Below are 14,231 nucleotides of genomic sequence, written 5' to 3' on the forward strand. Positions count from 1 at the left end.
CATCCGCTGACGATCGCGGCTAGAATCGCCGCTATGAGTACTCCGCTGGATGCCCCTGACGCCGGAGGCGTGGCCACACTCGACCGTGACCTCGAACGCCTTCTCGAAGAAGAGCTGCAGGAGCCGGGAGACCACGAGCGCTTCTCGCACTATGTCAAGAAAGAGAAGATCCTCGAGTCGGCGCTGACGGGCAAGCCCGTACGTGCGCTGTGCGGCAAGAAGTGGACTCCGGGTCGCGACCCCGAGAAGTTCCCGGTCTGCCCGACCTGCAAAGAGATCTACGAGTCGCTGACGAAGTAGGCGTCAGCGCGCGTCGACGTACACGGTCGGGATGGCCGGGTCCGACTTGCTGAGCGCGAGTGCGCGCACCGGCATCTCCTCGCGCACGCGCAGGTGGTGTGCGCGGGCGGATTCGGTGCCCTGCGGGCCCTCGTACGAGGAATCGATCTCGCCGCTCTCGACGAGCGTCACCTGCAGCGGGCGACCTCCTGGGTGCTCCTCGGCGGTGTCGATCTCGTCGAAGCCGGAGGAGACGGCGATGGTCTCGGCGACGGCGACGCCGTTCTCGAGCGTGCGGAAGGCCGCCTTGCGTCCGCCCTGGGAGCCTTTGTCCTGCGAGGCCTTGGCGACACTGACCCAGCTCCCGGTGGCGTCCTGTCGGGCGACCAGCTTGTAGACCATGCTTGCAGTCGGATAGCCGGAGCCGGTGACCACTGAGGTACCGACGCCGTAGGCGTCGACGGGGGAGGCGGCGAGCGCGGCGATCGCATACTCGTCGAGGTCGCTCGTCACAGTGATGCGGGTACCGGTCGCGCCGAGCTCATCGAGCTGCTCGCGCACGCTCGCCGCCACAAGCGGCAGGTCGCCGGAGTCGATGCGCACACCGCCGAGGTCGGTGCCGGCGACCCGGATCGCGGTCTCGACGCCGCGGCGGATGTCATAGGTGTCGATCAGGAGCGTGGTCGAGGTGCCCAGCGCATTGACCTGAGAGCGGAACGCGTCTTCTTCGCTGTCGTGGAGGAGCGTCCAGGAGTGCGCGGCGGTGCCCATCGTGGGGATGCCCCAACGGAGTCCCGCTTCCAGGTTGCTCGTCGCGCTGAACCCGGCGATGTACGCGGCGCGCGCGGCGGCGACGGCCGATTCCTCCGCGGCGCGACGTGAACCCATCTCGGCCAGGGGGCGCTCTCCGGAGGCGATGCTCATCCGCGAGGCGGCGGTCGCGACGGCGGAGTCGTGGTTGAGCACGCTGAGCGCGAGCGTCTCGAGGATGACCGCGTCGGCGAAGGTGCCCTCGACCGTGAGGATCGGCGATCCCGGGAAATACAGTTCGCCCTCGCGGTAACCGCGGATCGTTCCGGTGAAGCGGTAGTTCTCCAGGTAGCGCAGCGCCTGATCATCGACGATTCGGTTGTCGCGCAGGAAGCGCAGCTCCTCCTCGCCGAAGTGGAAGTCCCGCAGCAGGGACAGCAGACGACCGGTTCCTGCGACGACGCCGAAGCGACGGCCGCCGGAGAGTCGGCGGGAGAACAGTTCGAAGACGCAGGGACGGGACCCTGTGCCATCTCGCAGAGCCGCATCCAGCATGGTGAGTTCGTACTGGTCGGTCTTGAAAGCGGTGGAACCGGTCATGCGTTCAGTGTAGTGAGAGCATGATTCGGCCGAGTCGCGGACCCAACCCTCCGGCGACGCGACTAGGCTTTGAGATCATGAACGACGCGCCTATCGGCATCTTCGACTCTGGTGTCGGCGGGCTCACCGTGGCACGAGCGATCCGCGCACAGCTGCCGCGAGAGTCGTTCGTCTACATCGGAGACACGGCGCATTCGCCCTATGGCCCGAAGCCGATCGCCGATGTGCGGCGCTACGCGCTCGAAGTGCTGGACACCCTCGTCGATCAGGGCGTGAAGATGCTCGTGATCGCCTGCAACACGGCATCCGCCGCGATGCTCCGCGACGCTCGTGAGCGCTACAGCGTCCCGGTCGTCGAGGTCATCGGCCCCGCGGTTCGTCGTGCGGTCTCGACGACGCGCAACGGCAAGATCGGTGTGATCGGCACGGCGGGGACGATCGCGTCGCGTGCCTATCAGGACATGCTCGAGGTCAACGAGAAGCTCGAGGTCTTCACGGCGGCGTGCCCGCGCTTCGTCGAGTTCGTCGAGGCCGGGATCACAGACAGTCCCGAGGTCCTGGCCGTCGCGGAGGAGTATCTGGCTCCGCTGCGCGAAGCCGGGGTCGACACCCTTGTGCTCGGATGCACGCACTATCCGTTCCTGCGCGGCGCGATCGGCTACGTCATGGGAGAGGGCGTCACGCTCGTGTCCAGCGATGACGAGACCGCCGGCGACGTCTACCGTCAGCTCGTCCGCGGCGACCTGCTCGCCCCGCAGAACGCCCGCCCGCGCTACACCTACGAAGCCACGGGCGCCTCCGCTGAGGAGTTCACGGCGCTCGCGAACCGGCTCATGGGCCATGAGGTGCGCGACGTGCAGCTCGTGCAGACGGGCGTCATCACCCTTCCGGAAGAGTTCGCCGAGCTCGACCGCATCACCGACTGACCATCCCGCGCAGCATCCGCTCCGACGCGAACAGAGAAGAGAACCGCATGTCCGACATCGTCCGCGCCGACGGCCGCAGCATCGACCAGCTCCGTGAGATCACGATCGAACGCGGCTGGAGCGCCCATGCCGAGGGCTCCGCGCTCATCAGCTTCGGCGGCACGAAGGTGCTGTGCACCGCGTCGTTCACCAACGGGGTGCCCCGCTGGCTGACAGGCAAGGGCAAGGGCTGGGTCACCGCCGAGTACGCGATGCTGCCCCGGGCGACGAACAGCCGCAACGACCGCGAGAGCATCAAGGGGCGCGTGGGCGGACGCACACACGAGATCTCCCGTCTCATCGGGCGCGCGCTGCGTGCGGTCGTCGACACGAAGGCGCTCGGTGAGAACACGATCGTGATCGACTGCGACGTGCTGCAGGCTGATGGGGGCACGCGCACGGCAGCGATCACCGGTGCCTACGTCGCCCTCGCCGACGCGATCGAGTGGGGTCGCACGAAGAAGTTCATCGGGCAGAAGTCCCAGGTGCTGATCGACTCGGTCGCCGCCGTCTCCGTGGGAATCATCGACGGTGAGCCGATGCTCGATCTCGCCTACGTCGAGGACGTACGCGCCGAGACCGACATGAACGTCGTCGTCACCGGTCGCGGCCTCTTCGTCGAGGTGCAGGGCACCGCCGAGGGAGCGCCCTTCGACAAGCGCGAACTCGACGCGTTGCTCGACCTCGGCGTCGCTGGCTGCGCCGACCTGCGCACGCACCAGCTCGCCGCACTCGGCGCGGAGTGACGATGCAGATCGTCCTCGCCACGCACAATCCGCACAAGGTCGCCGAGTTCCACGGCATTGTGCGCGATACCCGTCCTGACCTCGAAGTCATCGGATACGACGGTCCCGAGCCGGTCGAGGACGGCGTCACGTTCGCACAGAACGCACTGATCAAGGCGCGCGCGGCGTCAGCCCACACAGGGCTTGCCGCTCTCGCAGACGATTCGGGCATCTGCGTCGATGTTCTCGGCGGGGCGCCCGGGATTTTCTCTGCGTACTGGGCAGGGCAGAAGAAGGACGCGGTCGCCAACCTCGAACTGCTGCTCGACCAGCTGCACGACATCGCCGATCCGCACCGCACCGCGCACTTCCTGTCGACGATCGCGCTTGTGCTGCCGGACGGTCGCGAATTCACCGTCGAGGGAGTGTGGCCGGGGCGCCTCGCACACGCGGCGTCCGGGCAGGGCGGATTCGGCTATGACCCGATCTTCATCCCGGACGAGCAGCCGACGGACGTGGAACGTTCCGTGGGAGAGTTCTCCGCGGCGGAGAAGCAGGCGCATTCACACCGCAGCCGAGCGTTCGAGGCACTCGGCCCCCTCCTCGCCCAGCTCTGAGCGCGCTCACGCCGATGGTCAGCGCGACGTCGGAATTCCCGACGTCGGCGTGCCGTCGGCGATAGCCTCGACGGCCTCTGCCGTTTCACGGACGCGGCGTCGAATGCGCAGCAGACGCGCCACGACGAACCAGAGAAGCAGCGCCGCGATCACAGCGATCACGGCCTTCGACAGCACGCCGCTCCACTGCTCCAGCACGGGCGCGATCGCGGGGCCGAAGGCGAAGCCCAATCCGATCCAGATACCGTTCCACACGCCGGATCCGAGGAACGTGTAGCCGGTGAACTTCAGCAGCGGCATCCGCTCGATGCCTGCGGGGATGGAGATGAACGAGCGCACCAGGGGCACGCAACGTCCGAAGAGCACGGCGATCCCGCCCCAGCGGAGGAAGAACGCCTCCGCCTTGTCGAAGTCGTCCGTGTCCATGAGGGGGATGCGCCCGACAAGACGTCGCGTGCGATCCCGGCCCAGCGCGGCGCCGATCCCATACCAGGCGAGTGCGCCGAGCACGACGCCCAGGGTCGCAGCGAGCCACGCGCCCCAGAAGCTCATTCGTCCTTCGTATGCGAGGAACCCGGCTCCGGGAAGCAGCGCCTCGGAGGGGATCGGGGGCACGAACGTCTCAATGAGCACGGCGACGCCGACGCCGATCTCGCCGAGGGACTGCATGAGCGAGAGCACCCAGCCGATGAATCCTTCGTACTGCGGATCGGCGGTCATCGCCACTGTGAGCGCGCTGGTGATCATCGTCGGCGTCCTCCCTCGTCGACGCTCGTCGCGCCGTGTCCATCGTGCCACGCGACCACAGGCATGACCTGGATATCGCCTGGGGAGGGCCGGTATCGCGAGTGAGAACCGTTACCGTTCCCGACTAGGTCTTTTCGCCCGTGACGCCTGCGAATGCGGCCTAGCCTGAAGACATGCACGATCACGCTCCCGCCGCCGGCGGCATCCGCTCGGCCAGTCACCGACGCCTGCTGACGATCTCACTGTCGCTCACCGCGACGGTCATGGTCGTGCAGATCGTCGGCGCGCTGCTCAGCGGTTCACTCGCCCTGCTCGCGGACGCCGCGCACATGTTCACGGATGCCTCGGCGCTCGTCATCGCGCTCATCGCGAGCACGGTCGCCGCCCGCCCCGCCGACGACCGTCGCACCTTCGGCTATCAGCGTGCCGAGGTGTTCGGAGCGCTGATCAACGCGATCATCCTGATCCTCCTCGCCGGGTGGGTCGCGATCGAGGGCGTGAGCCGCCTGATCAATCCGGGCGAGGTCGAGGTCGCCGGCACACTGATGCTCATCGTCGCGGCGGCCGGCCTCATCGCGAATGCGACGTCGATGTGGATCCTCAGCCGCGCGCAGAAGACGAGCATCAACGTGCGAGGCGCCTACCTGGAGGTCATGGGCGACCTGATCGGATCGGTCGGCGTGATCGTCGCCGCGGTCGTCATCATCGTCACGGGATGGATGCCGGCGGATGCGATCGCCTCGCTGTTCATCGCGGCGATGATCATCCCGCGGGCGATCAGCCTGCTGCGGGAGGTGTTCTCCGTCCTCGCGGAGTCGGCTCCGAAGGGCACAGCCGTCAGCGAGATCCGCACGCACCTGCAGGGCTTCGAAGGAGTCACGGGCGTGCACGATGTTCACGTGTGGCAGCTGACGCGCGGCGCGCCCGTCTTCACCGCACACGTCACGGTGGCACCGGAGGTGTTCTCCTCCGGTCGCTCCGGTGCGCTTCTGGCGGAGATGCAGGAGTGCCTCGCCGACCACTTCGACGTCGCACACTCGACCTTCCAGCTCGAACCCGACGACCACGCGGAGTGCGAGCCCTCGCACGCCTGAGGACGTGAGCGATCCTCAGCGTTCGACGATGATCTCGTCGACGCTCTTGTCGGGGCGCAGGCCACGCCAGCGGGGATGCCGCAGGTGTCCACCGGGCGTCCAGTTCGCGAACTCCACCTCAGCGACGAGCACGGGCTCGACCCACTGCGCGTCGGAGGCGTCAAGCGGCGGCACGCCGACGAGGCCGGACCTTTCGGAGGCGAGCGGCGCGAGCTGGGCGGCGAGGTCCCGCAGCATCCGATCGGTGAATCCGGTGCCCACGCGACCCACGTACCGCAGCCCTTCGGAGTCGGGAACCCCCAGCAGCAGGGAGCCGATGCGCCCCGTGCGATCTCCCTGCCCGGGGCGGATGCCCCCGATCACGACCTCCTGCGTGCGGGTGTGGGCGAGTTTCAGCCACGATGCCGAGCGCTCGCCGGGTCGGTAGTGAGAGGCGGCGTCTTTCACGACGACCCCCTCGAGTCCGAGCTCGGCACTGAGATCCAATGCCGCGTCGACATCCTCGAACACCGGAGGAACGACGACACGGGCGTCGGCATCCTCGGACACCCGTTCCAGGAGCTCTCTGCGATCGCGCAGCGGAAGTGCGGTGATGTCGTGCCCGTCGAGATGCATCAGGTCGAAGAGGTGGTAACGGATGGGGGTGCGCACGACCTCTCTCTCGATCTCGCGCGCCGAGGTGAGGTGCATGCGGTTCTGCAGCAGCGCGAAACTGGGGCGTCCTGTGGCATCCAGCGCGACGATCTCGCCGTCAACGATGGCCTCCTGTGCACTGAGGTGAGGCGCGCCGTCCGCGGTCAGTTCCGGGTAGCGGTCCGTGATCTCTATGCCGCTGCGGGCGAAGAGCCGGAAGCGCCCGTGACGCCAGGTGCCGATCGCGCGAATGCCGTCCCACTTGATCTCTGCCCACCGGGACGGATGCGACGACGCGCCGGCGCCCGACGAGCCCAGTGACCGTGCGAGTCCCGGCGTACCCCGAGTGGCGAGCATCGGCCGCGGCGCGTTGAGGGGAGCCGCCGATGCGGCATCCGGGTCGATCGCGGTCGGCGGCGTTCGCGGTCTCGGTGTGTCCCGCCGCGGGCTCATGCGTGACGGTATCGGCATGGGCGTCGGGTCAGCGGGAGCCTGTGCCAAGGCGAAAGGGTCGATGCCCTGGGCGGCGCGATCGAGGACCTCGTCCGCCGTCAGCTGGGTGAGATGCGGATCCTCGAGTTCCTCCCAGGTGCGAGGAGCCGCGACCCAGGGCTGCGCGCGCCCGCGCAGCGAGTAGGGGGTGATCGTCGTCTTCGCGCCGTTGTTCTGGCTCCAGTCGATGAACACCTTCCCCGGGCGCATGACCTTCGCCATCGTGCTCGTCACGAGGTCAGGATGGTCGCTCTCGATCGCCTGTGCCAGAGCCTTCGCGACGGCCGAGATCTCGTCGCTCGTCTGCTCTCCGGGCAGCGCGACGTAGAGGTGGATTCCCTTGCTGCCGCTTGTGACGGGCACCGCATCCAGACCCATGCCGGTCAGGATGCCCCGGGCGAGGCGCGCCACCTCGGCGCACTGCGCGAGCGATGCCCCCGGGCCCGGGTCGAGATCGAGCACCATGCGGTCGGGTCGCAGACGGGTGCCATCGGCGTCGAAGCGCCACTGGGGGGTGTGCAGCTCGATGCTCGCCACCTGGGCGAGCCAGGCGAGAGCGGCGACCTCCTCGATCACCGGATACTCCTTTGCCCCGCCGGAGTGCTCGATCGGAACGCGGCGGATCCAGTCGGGAGCGCCGCGCTCAAGCTGCTTCGTGAAGAACGAGTCGCCCGGGTGCTGCGCCGTCCCGACGCCTTCGACCCAGCGTTTGCGGGTGACGGGGCGACCGGCGAGCTGGGGGAGCAGGAGCGGCGCGATGCGCGTGTAGTAGCTGATCACGTCGCCTTTGGTGGTGCCCGCGTCGGGGTAGACGATCTTGTCGAGATTGGTCACGCGCAGGCGGCGGCCATCGATCTGCACGATCTGACCGTCCTTCGCCATGCCGTCAGAGTACGCCGCGGGGACATCTCTGGTGGGAAGCGCGGCGCTGGTGTGTACTGGTGCCATGAGGACGATCTGGAAGGGCGCGCTCACCTTCGGCCTGGTCAACGTGCCCGTCAAGGTGTATTCGGCGACGGAAGACCATGATGTGCCCCTGCACCAGGTGCACGGTGAGGACGGCGGACGCATCCGCTACCAGCGCACCTGCGAGGTGTGCGGGCAGGTGGTTCCCTTCGCCGACATCGACAGGGCCTACGTCGATGACGGGCAGACCATCCTGCTGACGAAGGATGACCTCGCGGCTCTTCCCGCCGAGCGCAGCCGCGAGATCGATGTCGTCGAGTTCGTCCCGAGCGACCAGGTCGATCTGCTGACCCTCGACAAGGCGTACTATCTCGAGCCGGACTCCTCGTCGCCCAAGGCCTACGTTCTGCTGCGCCGCACGCTGGAGGCCACGGATCGCACGGCGATCGTGCGCTTCACCCTGCGGCAGAAGACGCGGCTGGCGGCGTTGCGCGTGCGCGGCGACGTGCTCGTGCTGCAGACGCTGCTCTGGGCCGATGAAGTGCGCGAGCCCGCCTTCCCGGCGCTGGACGAACCGGTGAAGATCTCGGACAAGGAGCTGGAGCTCTCGGCGAGTCTGGTCGAGAGCTTCTCGGGAGACTTCGACCCCGAGACGTTCGTCGACGAGTACCAGGCGGAACTGCGCACCCTCATCGACGCGAAGATCGAGAAGGGCGAGGGGTTCGAGGTGTCCGAGACCTTCGCGGCGTCGGACGGTGCGGAGAAGGGCGGCGAAGTCATCGATCTCATGGAGGCGCTGCGGGCGAGCGTCGAACGCTCCCGTGCCGCGAGGGCGAAGGACGCCGGATAACGCAGAAGCGCGTGCCCGCCGGATCGGCGGACACGCGCTTCACGCGAGGGGACGTCAGTGCTTGCCGTCTCCGTCGAGGTCGGGTGCGCGGTCGAACACGTCGCTGTCGAGGACGAGCTCCTCGGCTTCCGCAGCATCCGTGACGACGTCTTCGCCGGCCGCTGCCGCCTTCTTCGCCTTGTGGCGCTCGACGAGGTAGTGCCACAGCGTGACGAGGGCAGTGCCGCCCACGGCGATCAGCAGGATCACATCGATGTACTCGGTGACGAGGTCGCGGATCCACGGGATGTAGGCGATCAGGTAGCCGACCATCGTGAGGCCGAAGCCCCAGATCATCGCGCCGATGAAGTTGTACAGCGAGTAGCGGCGCCACGGCATGTGGCCGACACCGGCGGCGACGGGCGCGAAGGTACGTACGATCGGGACGAAGCGCGCGAGGATGACCGTCAGCCCGCCGAAGCGCTCGAAGAACGCGTTCGTACGTTCGACGTTCTTGCGACTGAACAGCCCGGATTCCTTGCGTTCGAAGACCGCGGGTCCGCCCTTGTGGCCGATGAGATACCCGACTTCACCGCCGACGAAGGCCGCGAGCGCGATGAGCAGCGAGACCGCCCAGATGTTCAGACCGAACACGTCGTTGGTGTGGGTGAGCAGACCCGCGATGATCAGCAGCGTGTCACCGGGAAGCAGGAAGCCCACGAGGAGTCCCGTCTCGGCGAACACGATGAAGCACACGACCAGGAGCGCCCAGGGGCCCGCGCTGGAGATGATCAGCTGCGGGTCGAGCCAGGGGATGAGTGCTGCGTTATGCAAGTGAGGTCCCGTCAGATGTGACTTTCGGCGGCCAGAGGAGGGATGCCGCAGCATCCGGAATCGACGGAGCCTGAGCCCGTCTTGTGCGGAAGGGGGGACTTGAACCCCCACGCCCGAAGGCACAGGAACCTAAATCCTGCGTGTCTACCAATTTCACCACTCCCGCGCGGTCGGTTCATTCTACTGATGCGCAGGCTCGTTCTGACGTGGGGTTAACCCGAAACCCTCCTGTGGATAACTTCTGCGGGCGTGTCGCCGTTCTTGCGACGATGCTTCGCGTGAATCAGCCCACCGCCGTCGTCGCCGAGCGCGTGCGCGCTCGTCTGCGAGCTGAGCGGCGCGATCCGTCCGTCGATCCGGATGAGGTTCGGCGCATCGCGCAGCTCGAGGTGCGTCGGCACAACGACCTCGCGCTCGCCCGCGGCACGGCGACGATCGACGACGAGGCGGCCTGCGTGCGGGACATCCTCGCGGGAGTGAGCGGATTCGGCGCGCTGCAGGCGCTGCTGGATGATCCCGAGATCGAAGAGATCTGGTTGAACGGTCCGGAGCGGGTGTTCATCGCAAAGGGCGGCACGACCCAGTGCGTGCCCGTGCAGCTGACCGAGGCGCAGCTGCGCGATCTCGTCGAGCGGATGCTGCACACCAGTGGCCGCCGGGTCGACATCAGCCAGCCATTCGTGGATGCCTCCCTGCCGGACGGCTCGCGTCTGCACGTCGCGATCGCGGATGTCGTCCGCGGCTCGTGGGCGGTTAACATCAGAAAGTTCTTGCCAAGGTTCCGCACGCTCGATTCGCTCGTGCGCCAGGGCGCCGTCACGCCGGACATCGCCGAACTGCTCAGCCATGCGATGCGCGAAGGGCTCAGCGTCGTCGTCTCCGGCGCGACGCACGCCGGCAAGACCACACTGCTCGCCGCTCTCATCGGAGAATGCCAGGACCAGCGGATCATCACGGTGGAGGAGACGTTCGAGCTCGCCGTGGACGCCCCCGATCTGGTCGCTCTGCAGGGCCGTCAGGCCAGCCTCGAAGGAACGGGCGAGATCACGCTGCGCCGCCTCGTGAAAGAGGCGCTGCGCATGCGCCCGGACCGCCTCGTGATCGGTGAGGTGCGCGACGCTGAGGCTCTCGATCTCGTGCTGGCGCTCAACACCGGGGTGCCCGGGGCTGCGACCGTTCACGCCAACTCGGCCGCCGACGCTCTCGAGAAGCTCGCGATGCTTCCGCTGCTCGCGGGGCGCAACATCGACAGGGCGTTCATCGCGCCGGCGCTCGCCGCGTCCGTCGACCTCGTCGTCCACTGCGCGCGGGATGCCGCCGGACGCAGGCAGATTGTCGAGGTGCGAGAGCCGCTCAGCGCTGACGCGGACGGGCGGATCCGCTCGCGGCTCATCTACCACGTCGACGAGTCTCCGATGCCGGTCGATCCGTTCCTCGAGGTCGCCGGATGACTCTGCTTCTCGGAGCCCTGCTGGCGGCAGGACTGCTGCTCACGGCGTCGCCGTGGCTGTGGCCGCCGCGCGCGAGCGTGCCGAAGGAGCCCCGCGACACAGTTCTGATCCGTCTGGTTCGTGAGGCAGGATTCAGCGGCACGCCCCGCGTGGTGATCACCGTGATGGTCGCGGGCGCGCTGGTGACGGCCTCCGTGCTGTGGTTGGCGACGGCCTCGGCGACGCTCGCCTTGGTGGGAGCAGTCGCCGCGGCGAGCGCTCCGATGGTCTATCTGCGCTCGCGTCGCCTCGCGCTGCTGCGGCTTCGCCGCGCTCTCTGGCCGGACATCTGCGACCTGCTCGTCGCCTCGATCCGTGTCGGCATGTCGCTTCCCGATTCGGTGAGCGCGCTGGCGGATTCCGCACCCGCGCCGCTTCGGCCCGCGTTCGCACGCTTCGCTCGTGACCTGCACGCCACCGGGCGCTTCGACACCAGCGCCGAGAAGCTCAAAGAAGCGCTCGCTGATCCGGTCGCCGATCGGATCGTCGAGACGCTCCGCATGGCGCGCGAGGTCGGAGGCACAGAACTCACGACCGTGCTGCGTGCGCTCTCCGCGTCGGTGCGCGCGGAAGCAGCGCTGCGGGCCGAGGTGGAAGCCCGCCAATCCTGGATTCGCGGTGCGGCGGTGCTCGGTGCGGTCGCTCCCTGGGTGATCCTCATTCTTCTGCTGCTGCGCCCCGAAGGAGCCAGCGCCTATGCGAGCGCCGAGGGCGTGCTCGTGATCCTCGTGGGAGCGGGGGTGTCCGTTCTCGCCTTCCGTCTCATGCTGCGCATCGGGCGCCTTCCTGAGCAGCGACGGTGGTTCCGATGAATCCCACATCTGCGCTCGCCGTGTCGACTTTGCTCGGGGGTCTTCTCGGCGCCGGCGCCTTTCTGCTGCTGTCCGCGCTTCCTCGGTGGCGCGCGCTGCCGCTCACGGTGCGCATTGCACCGCACCTGCGTGACGTCACCGGAGAGACCGACCAGCCGCGGCTCTGGAGCGCCCGCATGCCCACCACTGCGGGAGCACGCTGGGCGGATATCGCTCACCGCCTCCTGGACGTGATCGGCGCAGGTGGTGGCACGGTTCCGCTGCGGCTCTCTCAAGCGGGCGTCGACCGCACGCTGGCCTCCTTCCGTGGGCGGCAACTCGGCTGGGCCGTCGCGGGCGTCGCCGTCGGGGCGATCGGCACCATCGTGCTCGCCCTCGCCGGCCGGATGAGTCTGCCCGCCGTCCTGCTGCCCGTCGTCACCGGTGCTGTCGCGGGCGTCATCTACGACTATCTGCTCTCGATGCGCGCCAAAGCCCGCGTCGCTCGTCTCAGCGAGGAGCTGCCGACGGTCCTGGAGTTCTTCGCCCTCTGTCTGTCGGCGCGCGAGACGCCCCTCGACGCGCTGCGTCGGGTCGCCTCCACGGGATCAGGCGAACTGAGCCAGGAGCTGCGACTCGTGGTGCTCGCTGTGCACACGGGGTCGGGCCTGGGTGAGGCGTTCGGCGAGAGCGCGCAGCGTCTCCAGATTCCCGCCTACTCCCGCGTCGTCGATCAGCTGGTGGCAGCACTGGAGCGGGGTGCCCCGCTCGCTGCGGTGCTGCAGGCTCAGGCCTCCGACGCCCGAGAGGAATCGAAGCGTGGGCTCATCGAGAGCGCGGGTCGCAAAGAGATCCTCATGCTCCTCCCGCTCGTGTTCCTCATCCTCCCGCTCAGCGTCATCTTCGCCGTCTTCCCCGGAATGTTCATCCTGCGACTCGGACTGTCCTGAGCCGCACCAGAAAGGACTCTCATGAATGCCCTGTCCGTGCGCGCGATGCGCCGCCTGAACGTCATCCTCGATGAAGACCGCGGTGATGTGCCCGGCTGGGTCCTGATCACCCTGATGACTGCGGGACTCGTGGTTCTCATCTGGGCGGTCGCCGGGCCGGCGCTGACCGCGATGTTCGAGGACGCGCTGAGTCGCGTGAGCGGCATGTCCTGAAGCGCGGACCGATGACACAGGGTGACCGGATACGACGCGGTTGGCGGGCGCGGCGGATGCTGCGCGACGACGCGGGCTCGAGCCCGGTCGAGTTCGTTCTCGTCGGCACCCTGCTCACTGCTCTGACGCTCGCCGTGCTGCAGATCGCCGTGGCGGTGTATGTGCGCAACGTGCTGCACGACGCGGCGGTCGAGGGCGCGCACTACGCGGCGCTCGCGGACTCCACACCTGCCGAGGGCATCGCTCGGACGCAGGAGGCGATCACCCGAGCCGTGGGGGCGGCCTACGCCGAGGACGTGACCGCGTTGAGCTCACGGGCGCTCGGGACGCCCACGATCGAGATCCGCGTGCGCGCCATGCTTCCCGTGTTCGGGCTGCTGGGAGTTCCGCAGGGGTTGGAGGTGAACGGCCGTGCGCCGCTCGAATCCTTCGACGACTGAGCATCGCCACCTCTGGGGCGACGAGACCGGCTCTGCGGCGCTGGAGTTCATCACAGTCGGCGTGATCCTCCTCGTGCCCTTCATCTATCTCGTGATCGCCCTCGGAACCGTGCAGCACCAGATGCTCGGCGCCGAAGCGGCCGCCCGTCACACGGCGCGGGCGATCAGCGCCGCAGCCGGACCCGCAGACGCCGAAGTTCGGGCAGAGCAGGCCATGGCGGCGACGCTGGCCGAGTACGACATGGCCGCAGCTGACGTCTCGGTGGATCTGCGCTGCATCCCTGCTGGCGTCACATGTCCCTCCGCCGGGACGACGATCGCCATCCAGGTCAGCACGCGCGTGCAGCTGCCCTTCGTCCCGCCGATCTTCGGTCTCGACCGGGTCACGAGCATCCCGATCGAAGCCTCCGCCGTGCAACGCGTCTCGCGAACCTGGAGAGACCGATGACACGAGCACTCACGCTGCTGCGTGAGGAGGAGGGCAGCACGCTGCCGCTCATCCTCGGGTATCTGCTCCTGGCGATCGCGGTCACCCTGGTGTGCGTCTGCGCCACGGATCTCTACATCGCGCAGAAGCGGCTGGACTCGCTGGCGGATTCGGCGGCCCTCGCCGGTGCCGACGGGTTTGTGCTCTCGGTCGGCGCCGACGGTGCGCGCGCGGAGCTGACCGACGGCGGGGTACGGGAGCAGGCCCTCGCGATCGTCGCGGTGATCGACAGCGACGCCGAGGTTCTCGCCGCGACGACGCCGGACGGCGTTTCCGCCCGGGTCAGTGTGCGGGCGGTGTGGAACCCGCCCATGCTCAGCCCGTTCATTCCGGGTGGGGTCGAACTCATCTCCACCGCCACGAGTCGCACCGCGCTGCGCTGAGCGTGC

The 14,231-nt window shown here is 68.1% G+C and carries 17 protein-coding genes and 1 tRNA gene; 13 read left to right on the forward strand and 5 right to left on the reverse strand.

The genetic code is table 11. The features are described from left to right. The first annotated feature begins 33 nt into the window (after nucleotides 1–33). Nucleotides 34–300 (forward strand): DUF3039 domain-containing protein, encoded by a 267-nt coding sequence (locus tag JOD62_RS12630; RefSeq protein ID WP_204939612.1) that lies wholly within the window; start codon nucleotides 34–36, stop codon nucleotides 298–300. A 3-nt stretch (nucleotides 301–303) separates the two neighbouring features. Here the strand turns inward: JOD62_RS12630 and JOD62_RS12635 are convergent, their stop codons facing one another. Next, nucleotides 304–1,629: a nicotinate phosphoribosyltransferase gene (locus JOD62_RS12635; RefSeq protein WP_204939613.1), complete on the reverse strand. Its 1,326-nt coding sequence runs from the start codon at nucleotides 1,627–1,629 to the stop codon at nucleotides 304–306. Nucleotides 1,630–1,706: 77 nt separating this feature from the next. Between JOD62_RS12635 and murI the strand changes: the two genes are divergently transcribed. Genes murI through rdgB form a run of 3 tightly spaced genes read left to right on the forward strand, consistent with a single transcriptional unit; the run spans nucleotide 1,707 to nucleotide 3,936 of the window. Continuing rightward, nucleotides 1,707–2,555 carry a glutamate racemase gene (gene murI, locus JOD62_RS12640; protein ID WP_204939614.1) on the forward strand — a complete coding sequence of 283 codons (849 nt, stop codon included), beginning with the start codon at nucleotides 1,707–1,709 and terminating at the stop codon, nucleotides 2,553–2,555. A gap of 47 nt (nucleotides 2,556–2,602) precedes the next feature. Next, nucleotides 2,603–3,340 carry a ribonuclease PH gene (gene rph, locus JOD62_RS12645; RefSeq protein ID WP_204939615.1) on the forward strand — a complete coding sequence of 246 codons (738 nt, stop codon included), beginning with the start codon at nucleotides 2,603–2,605 and terminating at the stop codon, nucleotides 3,338–3,340. A gap of 2 nt (nucleotides 3,341–3,342) precedes the next feature. Then, nucleotides 3,343–3,936, forward strand: a complete 594-nt coding sequence (gene rdgB / locus JOD62_RS12650) for an RdgB/HAM1 family non-canonical purine NTP pyrophosphatase (protein WP_204939616.1) — start codon at nucleotides 3,343–3,345, stop codon at nucleotides 3,934–3,936. Between the two features lie 18 nt (nucleotides 3,937–3,954). On the opposite strand, the gene JOD62_RS12655 is transcribed toward rdgB, so the two are convergent. After that, entirely contained in the window at nucleotides 3,955–4,683 is a 729-nt protein-coding gene (locus tag JOD62_RS12655; RefSeq protein ID WP_204939617.1) for a DedA family protein, read from the reverse strand. 173 nt (nucleotides 4,684–4,856) lie between these two features. Between JOD62_RS12655 and JOD62_RS12660 the strand changes: the two genes are divergently transcribed. After that, a complete protein-coding gene (locus JOD62_RS12660) occupies nucleotides 4,857–5,777 on the forward strand; it encodes a cation diffusion facilitator family transporter (protein WP_204939618.1) in 921 nt (306 codons plus the stop codon). Nucleotides 5,778–5,792: 15 nt separating this feature from the next. Here JOD62_RS12660 and ligD read toward each other — a convergent pair whose 3' ends face one another. Further along, the gene (gene ligD / locus JOD62_RS12665; RefSeq protein ID WP_204939619.1) at nucleotides 5,793–7,784 is read right to left on the reverse strand and encodes a non-homologous end-joining DNA ligase; all 1,992 of its coding nucleotides are present in this window, start codon (nucleotides 7,782–7,784) and stop codon (nucleotides 5,793–5,795) included. 64 nt (nucleotides 7,785–7,848) lie between these two features. On the opposite strand from ligD, the gene ku reads away from it, so the two are divergent. Beyond that, entirely contained in the window at nucleotides 7,849–8,658 is an 810-nt protein-coding gene (gene ku / locus JOD62_RS12670; protein ID WP_204939620.1) for a non-homologous end joining protein Ku, read from the forward strand. 54 nt (nucleotides 8,659–8,712) lie between these two features. Here ku and JOD62_RS12675 read toward each other — a convergent pair whose 3' ends face one another. Together JOD62_RS12675 and JOD62_RS12680 are read right to left on the reverse strand one after the other, a co-directional pair. Continuing rightward, entirely contained in the window at nucleotides 8,713–9,471 is a 759-nt protein-coding gene (locus JOD62_RS12675; RefSeq protein ID WP_204939621.1) for a DedA family protein, read from the reverse strand. A gap of 84 nt (nucleotides 9,472–9,555) precedes the next feature. After that, nucleotides 9,556–9,637 (reverse strand) — tRNA-Leu (locus JOD62_RS12680). A 310-nt stretch (nucleotides 9,638–9,947) separates the two neighbouring features. Here JOD62_RS12680 and JOD62_RS12685 point away from each other — a divergent pair. Genes JOD62_RS12685 through JOD62_RS12715 form a run of 7 tightly spaced genes read left to right on the forward strand, consistent with a single transcriptional unit; the run spans nucleotide 9,948 to nucleotide 14,225 of the window. After that, complete coding sequence (locus JOD62_RS12685; protein ID WP_407666016.1) at nucleotides 9,948–10,922, forward strand: CpaF family protein; 975 nt, start codon at nucleotides 9,948–9,950, stop codon at nucleotides 10,920–10,922. Beyond that, complete coding sequence (locus JOD62_RS12690; RefSeq protein WP_204939622.1) at nucleotides 10,919–11,773, forward strand: type II secretion system F family protein; 855 nt, start codon at nucleotides 10,919–10,921, stop codon at nucleotides 11,771–11,773. Before JOD62_RS12685 ends, JOD62_RS12690 begins: the two co-directional genes overlap by 4 nt. Then, on the forward strand, nucleotides 11,770–12,702 hold the full coding sequence (locus tag JOD62_RS12695) for a type II secretion system F family protein (protein WP_204939623.1): 933 nt from the start codon (nucleotides 11,770–11,772) through the stop codon (nucleotides 12,700–12,702). The genes JOD62_RS12690 and JOD62_RS12695 overlap by 4 nt, the downstream gene beginning before the upstream one ends. A 21-nt stretch (nucleotides 12,703–12,723) precedes the next feature. Further along, on the forward strand, nucleotides 12,724–12,915 hold the full coding sequence (locus JOD62_RS12700; RefSeq protein ID WP_204939624.1) for a hypothetical protein: 192 nt from the start codon (nucleotides 12,724–12,726) through the stop codon (nucleotides 12,913–12,915). An 11-nt stretch (nucleotides 12,916–12,926) separates the two neighbouring features. Next, nucleotides 12,927–13,355, forward strand: coding sequence for a TadE/TadG family type IV pilus assembly protein (locus tag JOD62_RS12705; RefSeq protein WP_204939625.1), 429 nt, complete (start codon nucleotides 12,927–12,929; stop codon nucleotides 13,353–13,355). Beyond that, nucleotides 13,327–13,803, forward strand: coding sequence for a TadE/TadG family type IV pilus assembly protein (locus tag JOD62_RS12710; protein ID WP_204939626.1), 477 nt, complete (start codon nucleotides 13,327–13,329; stop codon nucleotides 13,801–13,803). The genes JOD62_RS12705 and JOD62_RS12710 overlap by 29 nt, the downstream gene beginning before the upstream one ends. Beyond that, the gene (locus JOD62_RS12715; RefSeq protein WP_204939627.1) at nucleotides 13,800–14,225 is read left to right on the forward strand and encodes a pilus assembly protein TadG-related protein; all 426 of its coding nucleotides are present in this window, start codon (nucleotides 13,800–13,802) and stop codon (nucleotides 14,223–14,225) included. Before JOD62_RS12710 ends, JOD62_RS12715 begins: the two co-directional genes overlap by 4 nt. Nucleotides 14,226–14,231: the final 6 nt, after the last annotated feature.

The sequence above is a fragment of the Microbacterium keratanolyticum genome, from assembly GCF_016907255.1.
In the GTDB taxonomy this organism is placed as follows: domain Bacteria; phylum Actinomycetota; class Actinomycetes; order Actinomycetales; family Microbacteriaceae; genus Microbacterium; species Microbacterium keratanolyticum.

Bases quoted from the DNA above. Each gene is read 5' to 3' on its own strand.
- JOD62_RS12630 (WP_204939612.1), top strand. From the start codon at position 34: ATGAGTACTCCGCTGGATGCCCCTGACGCCGGAGGCGTGGCCACACTC.
- JOD62_RS12635 (WP_204939613.1), bottom strand. From the start codon at position 1,629: ATGACCGGTTCCACCGCTTTCAAGACCGACCAGTACGAACTCACCATG.
- murI (WP_204939614.1), top strand. From the start codon at position 1,707: ATGAACGACGCGCCTATCGGCATCTTCGACTCTGGTGTCGGCGGGCTC.
- rph (WP_204939615.1), top strand. From the start codon at position 2,603: ATGTCCGACATCGTCCGCGCCGACGGCCGCAGCATCGACCAGCTCCGT.
- rdgB (WP_204939616.1), top strand. From the start codon at position 3,343: ATGCAGATCGTCCTCGCCACGCACAATCCGCACAAGGTCGCCGAGTTC.
- JOD62_RS12655 (WP_204939617.1), bottom strand. From the start codon at position 4,683: ATGATCACCAGCGCGCTCACAGTGGCGATGACCGCCGATCCGCAGTAC.
- JOD62_RS12660 (WP_204939618.1), top strand. From the start codon at position 4,857: ATGCACGATCACGCTCCCGCCGCCGGCGGCATCCGCTCGGCCAGTCAC.
- ligD (WP_204939619.1), bottom strand. From the start codon at position 7,784: ATGGCGAAGGACGGTCAGATCGTGCAGATCGATGGCCGCCGCCTGCGC.
- ku (WP_204939620.1), top strand. From the start codon at position 7,849: ATGAGGACGATCTGGAAGGGCGCGCTCACCTTCGGCCTGGTCAACGTG.
- JOD62_RS12690 (WP_204939622.1), top strand. From the start codon at position 10,919: ATGACTCTGCTTCTCGGAGCCCTGCTGGCGGCAGGACTGCTGCTCACG.
- JOD62_RS12695 (WP_204939623.1), top strand. From the start codon at position 11,770: ATGAATCCCACATCTGCGCTCGCCGTGTCGACTTTGCTCGGGGGTCTT.
- JOD62_RS12700 (WP_204939624.1), top strand. From the start codon at position 12,724: ATGAATGCCCTGTCCGTGCGCGCGATGCGCCGCCTGAACGTCATCCTC.
- JOD62_RS12705 (WP_204939625.1), top strand. From the start codon at position 12,927: ATGACACAGGGTGACCGGATACGACGCGGTTGGCGGGCGCGGCGGATG.
- JOD62_RS12715 (WP_204939627.1), top strand. From the start codon at position 13,800: ATGACACGAGCACTCACGCTGCTGCGTGAGGAGGAGGGCAGCACGCTG.